The 14,241-nt window shown below is 61.1% G+C and carries 15 protein-coding genes; 13 read left to right on the top strand and 2 right to left on the bottom strand.

Features of this window, described 5'->3' with window-relative positions; translation table 11 throughout:
* Positions 1 to 28: 28 nt before the first annotated feature.
* The 8 genes from rpmJ (at position 29) to IC757_RS04465 (ending at position 6,718) form a co-directional block, all read left to right on the top strand.
* The gene (gene rpmJ, locus IC757_RS04430) at positions 29 to 142 is read left to right on the top strand and encodes a 50S ribosomal protein L36 (protein WP_190976170.1); all 114 of its coding nucleotides are present in this window, start codon (positions 29 to 31) and stop codon (positions 140 to 142) included.
* A 107-nt stretch (positions 143 to 249) separates the two neighbouring features.
* Positions 250 to 603: a 30S ribosomal protein S13 gene (gene rpsM / locus IC757_RS04435; protein WP_190976171.1), complete on the top strand. Its 354-nt coding sequence runs from the start codon at positions 250 to 252 to the stop codon at positions 601 to 603.
* An 11-nt stretch (positions 604 to 614) separates the two neighbouring features.
* A complete protein-coding gene (rpsK, locus tag IC757_RS04440; protein ID WP_190976172.1) occupies positions 615 to 1,007 on the top strand; it encodes a 30S ribosomal protein S11 in 393 nt (130 codons plus the stop codon).
* Between the two features lie 25 nt (positions 1,008 to 1,032).
* Positions 1,033 to 1,659: a 30S ribosomal protein S4 gene (gene rpsD / locus IC757_RS04445; RefSeq protein ID WP_190976173.1), complete on the top strand. Its 627-nt coding sequence runs from the start codon at positions 1,033 to 1,035 to the stop codon at positions 1,657 to 1,659.
* A 58-nt stretch (positions 1,660 to 1,717) separates the two neighbouring features.
* Positions 1,718 to 2,722, top strand: a complete 1,005-nt coding sequence (locus IC757_RS04450; protein ID WP_317976966.1) for a DNA-directed RNA polymerase subunit alpha — start codon at positions 1,718 to 1,720, stop codon at positions 2,720 to 2,722.
* A 13-nt stretch (positions 2,723 to 2,735) separates the two neighbouring features.
* On the top strand, positions 2,736 to 3,122 hold the full coding sequence (gene rplQ, locus IC757_RS04455) for a 50S ribosomal protein L17 (protein ID WP_190976174.1): 387 nt from the start codon (positions 2,736 to 2,738) through the stop codon (positions 3,120 to 3,122).
* Positions 3,123 to 3,247: 125 nt separating this feature from the next.
* Positions 3,248 to 4,828 carry an AsmA family protein gene (locus tag IC757_RS04460; protein ID WP_190976175.1) on the top strand — a complete coding sequence of 527 codons (1,581 nt, stop codon included), beginning with the start codon at positions 3,248 to 3,250 and terminating at the stop codon, positions 4,826 to 4,828.
* A gap of 90 nt (positions 4,829 to 4,918) precedes the next feature.
* On the top strand, positions 4,919 to 6,718 hold the full coding sequence (locus IC757_RS04465; protein WP_190976176.1) for an ABC transporter transmembrane domain-containing protein: 1,800 nt from the start codon (positions 4,919 to 4,921) through the stop codon (positions 6,716 to 6,718).
* Positions 6,719 to 6,753: 35 nt separating this feature from the next.
* Here IC757_RS04465 and IC757_RS04470 read toward each other — a convergent pair whose 3' ends face one another.
* Positions 6,754 to 7,290, bottom strand: coding sequence for a YSC84-related protein (locus IC757_RS04470; protein ID WP_190976177.1), 537 nt, complete (start codon positions 7,288 to 7,290; stop codon positions 6,754 to 6,756).
* 132 nt (positions 7,291 to 7,422) lie between these two features.
* On the opposite strand from IC757_RS04470, the gene IC757_RS04475 reads away from it, so the two are divergent.
* Positions 7,423 to 9,330 (top strand): putative bifunctional diguanylate cyclase/phosphodiesterase, encoded by a 1,908-nt coding sequence (locus tag IC757_RS04475; protein WP_190976178.1) that lies wholly within the window; start codon positions 7,423 to 7,425, stop codon positions 9,328 to 9,330.
* A gap of 5 nt (positions 9,331 to 9,335) precedes the next feature.
* Here IC757_RS04475 and IC757_RS04480 read toward each other — a convergent pair whose 3' ends face one another.
* A complete protein-coding gene (locus IC757_RS04480) occupies positions 9,336 to 10,709 on the bottom strand; it encodes a phosphomannomutase (RefSeq protein ID WP_190976179.1) in 1,374 nt (457 codons plus the stop codon).
* Positions 10,710 to 10,871: 162 nt separating this feature from the next.
* Here IC757_RS04480 and IC757_RS04485 point away from each other — a divergent pair, with 162 nt between their 5' ends.
* The 4 genes from IC757_RS04485 (at position 10,872) to IC757_RS04500 (ending at position 14,189) form a co-directional block, all read left to right on the top strand.
* Positions 10,872 to 12,047 (top strand): alkane 1-monooxygenase, encoded by a 1,176-nt coding sequence (locus tag IC757_RS04485; RefSeq protein ID WP_223846253.1) that lies wholly within the window; start codon positions 10,872 to 10,874, stop codon positions 12,045 to 12,047.
* Positions 12,048 to 12,066: 19 nt separating this feature from the next.
* On the top strand, positions 12,067 to 12,435 hold the full coding sequence (locus IC757_RS04490; RefSeq protein ID WP_190976181.1) for a DUF1622 domain-containing protein: 369 nt from the start codon (positions 12,067 to 12,069) through the stop codon (positions 12,433 to 12,435).
* Positions 12,436 to 12,520: 85 nt separating this feature from the next.
* On the top strand, positions 12,521 to 13,777 hold the full coding sequence (gene glyA / locus IC757_RS04495; RefSeq protein ID WP_190976182.1) for a serine hydroxymethyltransferase: 1,257 nt from the start codon (positions 12,521 to 12,523) through the stop codon (positions 13,775 to 13,777).
* An 85-nt stretch (positions 13,778 to 13,862) separates the two neighbouring features.
* Positions 13,863 to 14,189, top strand: a complete 327-nt coding sequence (locus IC757_RS04500) for a four helix bundle protein (RefSeq protein ID WP_411913468.1) — start codon at positions 13,863 to 13,865, stop codon at positions 14,187 to 14,189.
* Positions 14,190 to 14,241: the final 52 nt, after the last annotated feature.

Genomic DNA, 14,241 nt, shown 5'->3' on the forward strand with positions numbered 1-14,241 from the left:
TGACATTAGCGCATCCGGAGTAAGGAAGATGAAGGTTCAGGCATCGGTCAAGAAAATCTGCAGGAACTGCAAGGTGGTACGGCGTCGTGGCGTCGTCTACGTGATTTGCAGCGATCCCAAGCACAAGCAGCGCCAGGGATGATTCCCGGCGGTCGTCGCCCCGAAAATGGGGCTTGTGAAAATCGGCGCATCCCGGTACAATTGCCGGTTTGCGCCGACTGAACGCATACGGTTTTACGGAGTACAAGAATGGCACGTATTGCAGGCGTCAACCTCCCCGTGCAGAAGCACACCTGGGTCGCTCTGACGCATATCTACGGTATCGGGCGCACGCGCGCCTACCAGATTTGCGAGGCAACCGGGGTCGCCCCGGACACCAAGGTGCGCGACCTGACCGAAGCCGAGCAGGAAAAGCTGCGCCAGGAAGTCGGCAAGTACGATGTCGAGGGCGATCTGCGCCGCGAGGTGTCGATGAGCATCAAGCGACTCATGGATCTGGGCTGCTATCGCGGCCTGCGCCATCGTCGTGGTCTGCCCGTTCGCGGTCAGCGCACGCGCACCAATGCTCGCACCCGCAAGGGTCCGCGTCGTCCGATTCGTTGAGGTAGAACACCATGGCCAAGCAGCAAAGCTCCAAGGGAAAGAAGAAGATCAAGAAGACCGTTGTCGATGGCATCGCTCACGTGCATGCCTCGTTCAACAACACCATCATCACCATAACCGACCGGCAGGGCAATACCGTGTCGTGGGCGACCTCGGGCGGTTCAGGCTTCCGCGGTTCGCGCAAGTCGACCCCGTTTGCCGCCCAGGTGGCGGCAGACAGTGCTGGACGGGCCGCCCAGGAAGTGGGCATGAAGAACCTGGAAGTTCGGGTGAACGGTCCGGGGCCGGGTCGTGAATCGTCCGTACGGTCACTCAATGCGGTCGGTTTCAAGATCACGAATATCATCGACGTGACGCCGATTCCGCATAACGGCTGCCGTCCTCCCAAGAAACGTCGCGTGTAAGGCACAAGAGCGGATTTAACAGATTATGGCTAGATATACCGGACCGACCTGCAAACTCGCCCGCCGCGAGGGTGTGGATCTCAATCTCAAAAGCCCGGCGAGGGGCCTGGAGTCGAAGTGCAAGCTCAACCAGCCGCCGGGTCAGCATGGTGACAGCCGTCGCCAGCGCTTGTCGGATTACGCCTTGCAGCTTCGAGAGAAGCAGAAGGTCAGGCGGATGTACGGCGTGCTTGAGCGCCAGTTCCGCAACTATTACAAGGAAGCAGCCCGGCAGAAGGGTGCGACCGGCGAGGTGTTGCTGCAGTTGCTGGAAGGCAGGCTCGACAATGTCGTCTATCGTATGGGATTTGCCGTGACCCGCGCCCAGGCTCGCCAACTGGTCAGCCACAAGGCCGTGGAAATCAACGGCAAGGTCGTCAATATCCCTTCCTACCAGGTGCGTCCGGAAGATCGGGTGTCCATCCGGGAGAAGGCGCGCAAGCAGTTGCGAATTCAGGAAGCCATTACCGTGGCACGCGAGCTTGACCTCGTGCCTGCCTGGGTCGATGTGGACTTCGACAAGATGGAAGGTGTCTTCAAGGCCGCACCCGATCGGGATGATCTGCCGCCGGACATCAACGAGAGCCTGATCGTCGAGCTGTATTCGAAGTAATCTGTCCTGTTGTGCAGGCAGTCATTGTTCAATCCGAATTTTGGAGAGGCATTCATCCATGTCAGGCCAGATAACTGAACTCGTCGGCAAGATGCTCAGGCCCAAGGGTCTCATCGTCGATGAGATTTCCTCGCGCCGTGCTCGCATCACGCTGGAGCCGCTGGAGCGCGGCTTCGGGCACACGCTCGGCAATGCCCTGCGACGCATCCTGCTGTCCTCGATTCCCGGCAGCGCGATCAGTGAGGCCGAGATCGACGGTGTGCTGCACGAGTACACCGCGGTCGAAGGTCTGCAGGAAGACATCGTCGAGGTGCTGCTGAACCTCAAGGAAGTAGCGGTTCGCATGCACAATCGCGAAGAGGCCACGCTGACGCTGAGTCAGAACAAGAAGGGGCCGGTCACCGCGGGCGATATCCAGCTTGATCATGATATCGAGATCGTGAATCCCGAACTGGTCATTTGCAATCTGACCAAGGACACCGATCTGCGGATGCAGCTCAAGGTCACTCGTGGCGTGGGATACCAGCCGGCAGCGGCGCTGAAGTTCAACGAGGAAGAAACACGCACCATTGGCCGTCTGCAGCTTGATGCATCCTATTGCCCGGTGCACCGCGTTGCCTACAGCGTCGAGAGTGCTCGTGTGGGTCAGCGCACCGACCTCGACAAGCTGGTGCTCGATATCGAGACCAACGGCACGATGTCTTGCGAGGACGCAGTCAAGCTGGCCGCCGGCATCCTGGTTGATCAGATGTCGGTTTTCGTCGAGTTTGTTGCTCGCGAAAAGGACGAGGACGAGGATTCGGCAGAAACCTTCGATCCGATTCTGCTGCGGCCAATCGACGACCTGGAGTTGACCGTTCGTTCGGCCAACTGTCTGAAGGCCGAGCATATTCAGTATGTTGGCGACCTGGTTCAACGCACGGAGACGGAGTTGCTCAAGACCCCGAACCTGGGCAAGAAGTCGCTGACTGAGATCAAGACAGTGCTGGCGACCCACGATTTGTCGCTGGGTACCCGACTGGAAAACTGGCCGCCGCCCTCGTTGGCGCGTGCCGAGCACTGAGGAGTAAATCGCAATGCGTCATCGTAAAGCAGGTCGCAAACTGAACCGGAATTCGTCGCACCGTCGTGCGATGTTTCGCAACATGACTGCCAGCCTGATCGAGCATGAGCTGATCAAGACCACCTTGCCCAAGGCCAAGGAACTGCGTCGGGTCGCCGAGCCGCTGATCACCCTGGCCAAGGAAGACAGTGTGTCCGCGCGTCGGCAGGCCTTCAATCGTCTGCGTGATCGGGAAGCGGTTGGCAAGCTGTTCGGCGAGCTTGGTCCGCGCTACCGTGAGCGCCCGGGTGGCTATCTGCGTATTCTCAAGTGTGGCTTCCGCCCCGGAGACAAAGCCCCCATGGCGTATGTCGAGCTGGTTGACCGGCCTGATGCGCCGTCGGCCGAAGCCGCCGATTGATTTTCCGGTTTTGACCGGAGGTTCAGGAAGCCCGGCCATCGCGCCGGGCTTTTTTACGGCGGCGTGAGCGGGTCAGGTGCGGGTCTGTGCGCTAGAATGGGGCAGTTGTCCGGTTGGAGTTGTTCATGCGCCGAACCCTGATTTTTCTGGCAGGCAGTCTGATCATTGTCATGGGCCTGTGGGGCACGGCCGTTCTATACCTGGACGAGGCACGGCTGCAGCGCCTGCTTTCCAGTCATTTCAGTGAGCAGTCCGGACGGCACGTCGAGATTCGCGGCTCCGTATCCCTGCAGCTGTTTCCGGGCATTCGCATTGATGCTCGGGACGTGATCGTGTCCGGTCCACCGGGTCAGGACGGGCCGGCGTTGATGAATGCCGAGCAGATGTCGGTAGCCGTGCGGATGTGGCCGTTGCTGCGTGGCCAGGTGCAACCGTCCGAAGTCAGCGTAACAGGAGCGGCGGTCAATCTGTATCGTGATGAACGTGGCCGAGCCACGTTCGACGGTCTGCTGGGTCGGGCGGAGTCTGCGGACAACGGTGCGGCAGCCAGTCCCAATGGCATACCGGCCGGCGCCGCGATGCCCCGCATGCGGCTGGAGGATGTGCGGGTGGACGTCAGCGGTTTCGGGCTGGGGCCTTCCGGGCACCTCCAGATTGAGAACGTGGTGGTTCAGGACTTCGCGCTGGACCGAACCGTCGAATTCCACTTTGAGGGCAATGTCGGCGATCCCGCGTTGTTTTCCAGCATGATCGTCGATGGTCTGCTGCACGTTCCCTCCTCGCGGGAGCAACCCATACGATTGGGCAACATGCGCCTCAGGGGGGCATTGGCCGATAGTGGCGAACCCCTGGTGTTGCTTGGACAGATGTCGGTTGATTCACGCCCGGCTTTTGGCTGGCAACTCGATGATGGCCGCCTGGAACTCTCCGAACAGGCGCTGGGTCTCCAGGCTTCATACATGGGCGGGGAACGGGGCCAGATGCGAGTGCAGGGTGAATCCGAGATGCTGAGCATGCCAGCCGATCCACTTGGGATTCCGCCAGTCAGCGATCAACTCGTGCCGCTGCTGCGTGGCATGGACCTTGAGCTGGCCCTGAACGTCGAACACTTGGAAGTCGGAGGGCTCTCGGCCAGCGAGGTGCTGCTGGAACTGGGGGTCGAGGATGGTGTTGCCGAACTGAGTCAGTTGGCGGCATTACTGCCTGGCGGAGTACTTGCCGGCAACGGCCGGTGGGATCTCATGGCAGACCCCGCTGCTGGTCGGCTGGACTTGAGCCTGGTGGCCGATGATCTGGCTGAAAGTCTCCCTGCGCTTGGACTTCCCGGGCTGGTCAGCGGAAGCGGACAGATCGAATGGAGGGCCCTGGAGCGCCCCGCGCGATTGACTCCGGTGTCGAGTGGAGAGGGGCGGTTCGAGTTCTGGGAAGGTCGCTGGGTGCTCGACGACGGGGAGGAGTTCGAGTTCGAGAGAATGGCCGGGACATTCTTGAAATCGCCTGGCCGACTCGATGTTCCGGAGCTAGAGCTGAGGTCTGCCGCTGGCGAGTTGACCGGACTGGTATCGCTTCAGCTCGATGAGGGCGAGCTGGTCGGGCACCTGGTGCCGGAGGGTGAAGGGCAGGAGATCGCGCTGTCGGGACAGTGGCGCTCGGCAAGCGCCGAATCAGACGGCGATGGGCAGCAGGGCAGCGGGGACTCTCACTGAAGATATGAGCTGGCAGACAATGACAGCGTGGCCAGATTGCACGTCGTCGGCCATGCCCCCTGAACTTCGGCTTACAGTATAGTATCGGCCATGAATTCCCCTGATGCCTCCACCAGGCCGGCCAGCCGACGGTTCGGTTCGCTGCGTGCCCTGCGGCCGTTTGTGGCCCGTTACCGCATTCAGATCGCCCTGGCCGCGCTCTTCCTGCTGGTATCTGCTGCCGGTGCACTGGCCATTCCGCTGGCTGTGGGCCAGGTCATCGATCGCGGCTTCATGGCCGACAATCTTCAGCATATCAATCGCTGGTTCTGGTTGCTGTTCGCGGCGGCCTCGGTCATGGCCGTGGGCGGTGGCTTGCGCTTCTACTGGGTCAGCTGGCTGGGGCAGCGTGTGGTCGCCGACGTCCGGCAGGCGGTCTACAGGCGGGTGCTGAACATGAGCCCTGAGTTCTTCGCCACGACCCGCACCGGCGAAGTGCTGTCACGTCTCAACACGGACACGACGCTGGTCGAAACACTGATCGGCTCCACCGTGTCGTTCGGAATACGTAACTTGCTGATGCTGGTGGCCAGCTCGATTGCGCTGGTGCTGACCGCGCCCAGTCTCGCCGGGATCATCGGCCTGCTGATCCTGGTCATCGTCGTGCCGGTTGTTCTGATTGGTCGCTGGGTTCGACGCCTGTCGAGAAGTGCCCAGGACCGGGTGGCCGATTTCAGTGCCCTGGGTGACGAATCCATCAATGCAGTGCAGACGGTGCAGGCTTTTGCCCGGGAGTCGCATGAATCGCGGCGCTTCTCCCAGGCGGTGGAGGCGGCTTTTCTTGCCGCACGCAACCGTATTCGTGCCAGCACACTGCTGATCGTGCTGATCATTCTCATGACCTTTGGCGCGGTCACCTTCGTGTTGTGGCTGGGCGCGCGCTCGGTCTTGATCGGTGAAATGACCCCCGGGCAGCTCGGCCAGTTCGTGATGTATGCCGCCATTGCAGCCGGTTCCACGGCCAGCCTGAGCGAAATCTGGAGCCAGTTGCAGCGTGCAGCCGGCGCCATGGAACGTATTGCAGAACTGCTTGAGGCTCGACCGACCATCACCGGCCCGGATCAGCCGCGGACGCTACCGGCCGCTCCCCTTTCGGTGTGTTTCGAGCAGGTCAATTTCGCCTATCCGACACGACCCGATCAGCCGGTATTGCGTGATTTGTCCTTCGTCATCCAGCCCGGGGAAACAGTGGCCATTGTCGGGCCCTCCGGGGCTGGCAAGTCGACCCTGTTTCAGCTGTTGCTGCGTTTCTACGATCCCGATTCCGGTTGCGTGAAAGTGGCAGGTGAAGACCTCCGCGAGCTCGATCCGGTGGCGCTCAGGCGCACACTTGGCCTGGTTCCCCAGGGGGTGGACATCTTTTCGGGATCGGCCGCGGACAATATTGCCTATGGCGTGGAAGAGGCGGATCACGATCGCGTTCGCCAGGCCGCTCAGGCGGCGCATGCCGAGGAGTTTATCGATCAGTGGCCCGAGGGCTACGCCACCTTCCTGGGGGAGAAGGGCATGCGCCTGTCGGGCGGGCAGCGGCAGCGAATCGCCATTGCGCGTGCCCTGATCAAGCGGCCACCGCTGCTGCTGCTCGACGAGGCAACCGCCAGCCTTGATGCCGAGAGCGAACGGCTGGTTCAGGAGGCGCTCAACGAGCTCAGCCGGGATCGCACAGTTATCGTGATCGCGCATCGGCTGGCCACGGTCCGACGTGCCGATCGCATACTGGTGCTGGAGCAGGGTCGCCTGGTGGCTGACGGGTCACACGATGAACTGGTGCGCGACAACAGTCTCTATGCCCGCCTGGCGCGCCTTCAGTTCGTTGACGAAACCGACCGGAAGGCCCCGGAAGCCTTGTGATGTAGCCGCCCGATCGTTTGTGAGCTGGCGGTGGTTTACAGATTCGTGTAGCGGAACCTCTGGCCGCCTACCGTGGCCTCGGCCATCAGGCCGCCGCGCGACATGATGAACACCGCAACGCCGCGCTCATAACTGGTGGTTGCCGCGGCGCCCGTGGTGGCTGCCACGGCCGTGGCCTGGGCGGAAAACTCGAAGTTCTCGCGCTGGAAGGTCTGCAGGGCGCGTTCGTCGCGAAAGAAAATGATCTGGCTGTAGGATTGTGCGCCGATCTGCGCCCCGATCGTACCTTGCGATACCGTGGTGCGACCGACCGGTCGTTCCTGTTCAAACACGATGCCACGGCCGAATGCGCCGCCGATTCCGAATCCGCCCTTGCCAATGTCCGGGAAGACCGCGTAGCCATGGGCCTGGTCGACCCATCGCTGGATGCCGGGGTCGCGCTCGACAAAGCGAGCCACGGTGGCTTCGGATTCGCGAATCAGGGTGTCGTCCGAAGGCGTGGTTGCACAGGCGCCCAACAGGGCGATCAGGGCGATGGCAATGAATGGTCTGGAAAGGCTCTGGCTGGTCATTTCGAAATGTGCAGGGTTGGCAGTGGGTACACGATACAACGATTGCCTCGGCGTAGTATAGTGAATGCAACCAGCAAATCATTGCCGGCTCTATGCCGAAAACATCGAGCCGGCCCGTCGTCGGAGATGCCGATGAAATTAAGGGGAAGCTACGCGCTCATGGTTGCTCTGGTCTATGCGGCCGCGGGTGCGTTGTGGATCCTGTTCAGTGATGGCCTGGTCGAGCGGATGACCGATGACATGGCCGTTCTGGCAGCCTTTCAGGCCTACAAGTGGTGGCTGTTCGTTCTGGCCAGCGCGGTACTGGTCTTCTGGCTGAGCTGGCGGGTGCTGGCCGAACAGCACAGTCTGATACGCCGCTTGCGGCAAACGGCCATCGTCTTCGAGCGCACCCATGAGGGAGTGATCATTACCGATCACCGCAACCGGATTACCGAGGTCAACCCGGCTTTTGTGCGCATGGTGGGCCGCCCGGAGGTGCTGCTGGAGGGCGTTGATCTGGCCACCCTGCACTCGTCCCGGCACGATACCGACTTTTTCTTCCACATCCGCCATCACATCCATGAAAGAGGCTACTGGACCGGCGAGATCTGGAATCTGGGCCCCGATGGTAGCGAGCAGCCCCACCAGGTCACCGTGACTCATCTGGGTGCGGGCCGTGACGGCCAGGATCGGTATGCCTGGATCTTTACTGACATCACCCGTCTCAAGGAGGCGCAGAAGCGGCTGGAGGACCTTGCCTACCATGATGCCCTGACCGGGCTGCCGTCACGCCTTCAGATCAGTGATCTGCTTCGTCGGCAGCTGGCCGACTCGCCGCAACAGAAAATGGCCGCGTTGTATGTCGACCTGGATCACTTCCGCAATGTCAACGACAGTTTCGGGCATCCAGTAGGGGATGACCTCCTGGTGCTGGTGGCCCGGCGTCTTCAGTCCCGGCTGCCCGAGGGCGCGCTGCTGGCCCATCTTGGGGGCGATGAGTTCCTGATCGTGTTGAAAGACATCAGCGGTGAGCAGCAGATCGAACGCTGTGCACAATCCACACTTAAGGCTGTCGCCGAGCCGTTCGTGCTGCCCAATCAGCGCGAGGTGTATGTCAGGGCCAGCATCGGCATTGCCATGTATCCAGACGATGCCGGGTCGGCGATGGAAATGCTGCAGTATGCCAATGCAGCGATGTTCGAGGCCAAAAAGGCCGGGCGCAACGCCTGGCACTACTTCTCGGCCCAGATGGTGCGCCGGGCCAGCCAGCGCCTCCAGCTTGATGCCCGGCTCCGTCGCGCGCTAGAGCGTGAGGAGTTCACCCTGCACTTCATGCCGATCATGGCCGGTCCCGGGACGCCCCGGCCCTGCGCAACCGAAGCATTGCTGCGCTGGCAACAGGCCGATGGCAATCTGCTGGCGCCGGAACACTTCATTGCCGCGGCAGAGGAGACCGGGTTGGTGGTGCCGCTGGGGCGCTGGGCGCTTGAATCGGCCTGCCAACAGGCGGCACGCTGGCCGGAGCTGATTGGACGTCCCCTGCCAGTCGCGGTGAACCTCTCGGCTCAGCAGTTCCGGACCGGCGGTCTGTTAGCCGATGTCGAGCATGCACTTGAGCAGTCCGGCTTGGCACCTGCCATGCTGCACCTGGAGTTGACCGAAAGCATGCTGATGGAGCAGATCGAAACCGGGCAGAATCTGCTGGGTCAGTTGCGTGAGCTGGGCGTGCATGTGTCGCTGGACGATTTCGGTACCGGCTATTCCTCGCTGTCCTACCTGCGCCGATTCGACGTCGACACACTCAAGATCGATCAGAGTTTCATCACCGAGCTGGTCGAAAAAGCAGCAGATCGCGACCTGGTATCGGCCATCATCAGCATGGCCCACTGCCTGCATCTCAACGTGGTGGCAGAAGGTGTCGGGGATGCATCACAGCTCGAAATCCTCCGCCGGCTGGGCTGCGATTGCTACCAGGGTTACCTGTTCAGCCCACCCCTGTCGGCGTCAGAAATTACTTCCTGGCTCGCCGGTCAGCAACAGACTACCGTGCCGGGCTAGCCCGGTCATGAATGATCCCGGCCAGTGATCAGTTCCGTGAGCTCCCGGGTCTTTCGCGCCAGCAGGCCTTCATCAGCCCGGGTTTCCACGTTCAGACGCACAACCGGTTCGGTATTCGATGAACGCAGGTTGAAGCGCCAGTCGGAAAACGCCAGGCTGATGCCATCGATGCGGTCGATCTCCGGGTGGTCCGAAGCGAAGTGCTCGAGTACGCGCGCGATGACGGTTTCGGCATCCTCCACAGTGAAGTTGATCTCACCGCTGCAGGGATAGGCAGCCAGGCGTTCGTCGACCAGCTCGGCCAGCGACTTCCCGCTGATGCTCAGCCTTTCTGCCAGCAGCAGCCACGGGATCATGCCGCTGTCGCAGTAGGCGAAGTCCCGAAAGTAGTGGTGTGCCGACATCTCGCCACCATACAGGGCGTCTTCGGCGCGCATGCGCTCCTTGATGAAGGCGTGCCCGCTCTTGTTGATCAGTGGTTGGCCTCCAGCAGAACGCACTTCTTCCAGCGTGTTCCAGGTCAGGCGCGGGTCGAGAATGATCTTCTCGCCTGGTTGCTTCTCGAGCAACTGGCGGGCAAACAATCCGACCAGGTAATAGCCTTCAATGAAACGGCCCTGGTGATCGAAGAAGAAACAGCGGTCGTAATCGCCATCCCAGGCAATGCCGAAATCCGCACCGGCTTCGACGACGGCCTCCGCCGTCACGGCGCGGTTCTCCGACAGCAACGGGTTCGGAACACCATTGGGAAAGCTGCCGTCCGGGTCATGGTGCAGACGGACCACTTCGATCGGCAGGCCGCGTGCTATGGCGTCAAAGGCCGGTCCGGCGCAGCCATTGCCGGCGTTGACCACCAGCTTCATGGGCTTGAGTTGCTCGAGATCGACAAAAGAGCGTACCCGATGCACGTAGTCATCGAAGACGTCAATTCGCCGATGCTGTCCGGCAGACGCCGAGGGCTGTTGTTCAGTGTCGCTGGCCAGCAGGTCTTCGATCTCCCTCAAGCCGGAATCGGCGCTCAGGGGGATGGCTTGTTCGCGCACCATCTTCATGCCATTGTAGTCGGCCGGATTGTGGCTGGCAGTCACCATGATGCCACCGCCCATGCCCGGTTGGGATGCGGCGTGGTAGACCACCTCCGTGCCGCACAGGCCGATGTCGCAACTGTCGATGCCGGCAGCATTGAGGCCGGCGGCCAGGGCCGTGGCCAGCGGTTTGCTCGAAGGCCTCATGTCATGACCGATGGCCACCGGACCCTTTGGATCGACCACTTGAGCGTAGGCCATGCCGATGCGACGTGCCAGGGTTTCATCGAGCTGATCGGGCACCCGGCCCCGGATGTCGTAGGCCTTGAAGGGAGAGTTGGGAAGTGAGCGCACGTTCGTCCTTCTGCCAGAGAGGGTTTGCTGGCATCCTACCGCAAAATGCAGTCAGACGGCTGCGTGCCTTGCCGGCGGATTCATGGCAGTGGCGACCCATCGGTCCACATCCGCAAGCGCATCACCTATACTGATCGGGCGTGTCGCCCAAGGAGGTGCCACTTGCTGACCCGAACCTATCATTACACTGCCCCTGATGGGCGCCCGTCGACCTATCGGGACCGGAAGCGCGTCCTGTGGCTCCTGTCGGTGGTCTTTCCGCTGATGCCGGCGTTTGCCGTCTGGATGCATTATGCAACCGCCAGCGAATGGGGCTTGCTGTTCCCACTCGTGTTCAGCTACGGTGCGGGTCCGCTGCTGGACTGGATGCTGGGTGAGGATCGCAGCAATCCTCCCGAGCTGACGGTTCCCGAACTCGAGAATGACCACTACTACCGGGTGCTGACCTGGCTGACTGTGCCATTGCACGTGCTGGCCCTGCTGGTGACCGCCTGGTGGGTGGCGACCCAGGATCTGTCGCTACCCGGCTGGCTGGCCCTGGCATTGGTGGCCGGTCTGTTCTCGGGCGTGGCGGTCAATACGGCACATGAGATGGGCCACAAGCGCGAGCGTCTGGATCAGTGGCTCAGTCGCATTGCCCTGGCCGTTCCAGCCTACGGCCATTTCACCGTCGAGCACAATTTCGGTCATCACAAGCATGTGGCCACGCCGGAAGACTGCGCCAGTGCACGCATGGGAGAATCCATCTATCGCTTTGCGTTGCGCGAGATGCCGGGTGGTGTGCTTCGGGCATGGCGAATCGAGAGGCAGAGACTGGAGCGACGCGGCCATGGTCCCTGGAGCCTGCGCAACACCATTGTGCAGTCCTGGCTGATCACGCTTTTCCTGCAGGGGGGATTGCTGCTGGTCTTTGGTCTGTCCCTGCTGCCGTTTCTGCTTGTTCACAACCTGGTGGCCTGGTTTCAGCTCACCAGTGCAAACTATGTCGAGCACTACGGGCTGTTGCGGCTCAAGGACGAAAACGGTCGCTATGAACGTTGCCAGCCGCATCATTCCTGGAACAGCAATCACGTCTTTTCCAACCTGCTGCTGTTTCATCTGCAGCGTCATTCTGATCATCACGCCAACCCGCTGCGACGGTACCAGTCACTCAGGCATTTCGATGATGTGCCACGCCTGCCGACCGGCTACTTCGGCATGTTTCTTCTGGCCTACATCCCGTCACTATGGTTTCGGGTGATGGACCGGCGGCTGTTGTCACTTCCGAATATTGCCGGTGATCTCGATCGGGTCAATCGTCAGCCGGCGGTGACCCAGGCAGGGCACCGGGAGGGTTGAAACGCGGGGAGAAAGTCTCATGCTGGAACTGTTTTTCGATACCGTCAGTTTCCTGGTTCATTTTCTTGAGGCCGTGGGCATCGTGGTCATTCTGGGCGGCTTTCTCCATGCCACCTGGATCTTCCTGATCAACATGCGCACACAGTCCACCCACCAGGCCTATGTCGAGTATCGACGCCGCAGTGTCCGGGGGCTCATTCTCGGGCTGGAGTTTCTGGTGGCTGCCGACATCATCAAGACCGTGGCCGTGGATTACACCATGGAAAGTGTGCTCATGCTCGGTTTGATCATCCTGATTCGCACACTGCTGGTCTTTGCCCTGCACCTGGAAATCGAAGGACGTTTCCCCTGGGTCAGTCCGGACGGCGAGCAGCAGGAAAGGGGCTGAATCAGCGGTTGTCGGATACAAAGTCGGGCCAGGCTTGGTGCTAGAATCAGGCCCTTGACATTCCTACTGACCGAGAATTCGTTCCATGTTTGACAGCAGCTACAAGATCTCCGGATTTGACCCCGAACTGGCCGGCGCGATTGCCGCCGAGGAGCAACGTCAGGAAGAGCATATCGAGCTGATTGCTTCGGAGAACTACGCCAGTCCGCGGGTAATGGAGGCGCAAGGCTCGGTGTTGACCAACAAGTATGCCGAGGGTTATCCGGGCAAGCGCTATTACGGCGGCTGCGAGCATGTCGACAGGGCCGAAGAGTTGGCTATCGCGCGGGTCAAGGAGCTGTTCGGCGCCGGATATGCCAACGTGCAGCCCCACTCCGGTTCCCAGGCCAACCAGGCCGTGTACCTGGCGTTGCTCGAGCCCGGTGACACCATTCTTGGCATGGACCTGTCCGAAGGCGGGCACTTGACCCATGGATCTCCGGTCAACTTCTCCGGCAAGGTGTTTCACGCCGTTCACTACGGATTGAACCGCGAGACGGGCGAGATTGACTACGACCGTATGGCCGACCTGGCCCGGGAACACCAGCCGAAGATGATCATTGGCGGCTTCTCGGCCTACTCGCGCGTGGTTGACTGGGCCCGAATGCGCAGGATTGCCGACGAGGTCGGCGCCTGGTTCATGGTCGACATGGCGCACGTGGCCGGGCTGATTGCCGCCGGTGTTTATCCCAACCCCGTGCCGCATGCGCACGTGGTCACCTCAACGACCCACAAGTCGCTCAGAGGGCCGCGCGGCGGCATTATCCTGGCGACCGGCGAGGACGAGAAAATCACCAAGAAATTCCAGTCGCTGGTTTTCCCCGGCTGCCAGGGTGGGCCTCTGATGCACGTCATCGCGGCCAAGGCCGTGGCCTTCAAGGAGGCGCTGGAGCCAGAGTTCAAGGATTACCAGCAGCGCGTGGTCGACAACGCGCGCACCATGGCCAAGGTCATCGTCGAGCGCGGTTACAAGGTTGTTTCAGGCGGTACCGACAACCACCTTTTCCTGGTCGACCTGATCGACAAGGACATCACCGGCAAGGACGCCGAAGCCGCCCTGGGCCGGGCCAACATCACGCTCAACAAGAACACCGTACCGGGTGAACCGCGCTCACCCTTCGTTACCTCTGGCCTGCGCATCGGTACCCCGGCGGTGACCACCCGCGGCTTCGACGCCGACGACTGCCGCCAACTGGCCGGCCTGATCTGCGATGTGCTCGACAACATGGGCGACGAAGGCGTCGAGACCAGAACGAAGGAAGCCGCACTTGAGCTTTGTCGGCGGTATCCGGTGTACGGGTGACGGGTGACAGGTGACAGGTGACAGGTGACAGGTGACAGGTGAGGTGGGGACAGAGCGATCACATCGTGACCTGGTGGCTTGGAAGGTGGCAGTTGACCTGGTCGAATCGATCTATCGACTGACAATGCGTTTCCCAGAGCAGGAACGATTTGGATTGACGGCTCAAATTCGACGGGCTGCAGTCAGTGTGCCATCCAACATCGCGGAGGGCGCTGGCAGGATTGGAGATAGGGAGTTTGTCAGATTTCTGGGAATTGCCCGGGGGTCATTGAGTGAACTGGAAACTCAGCTACATATCGCCAAACGGCTCGGTTACATTGACGACTATGAAAGCGTCGAAGGCTTGGTGGGGCGCTTGTTCGGGTTGATCGGTGGTTTGATAAAGCACACCAACAAAAGGATCCAGGAATGACCCTACCCATGTTTCCCCGTCACCTGTCACCCGTCACCTGTCACCCGTAACC

This window comes from Wenzhouxiangella sp. AB-CW3 (assembly GCF_014725735.1).
Classification (GTDB): domain Bacteria; phylum Pseudomonadota; class Gammaproteobacteria; order Xanthomonadales; family Wenzhouxiangellaceae; genus Wenzhouxiangella.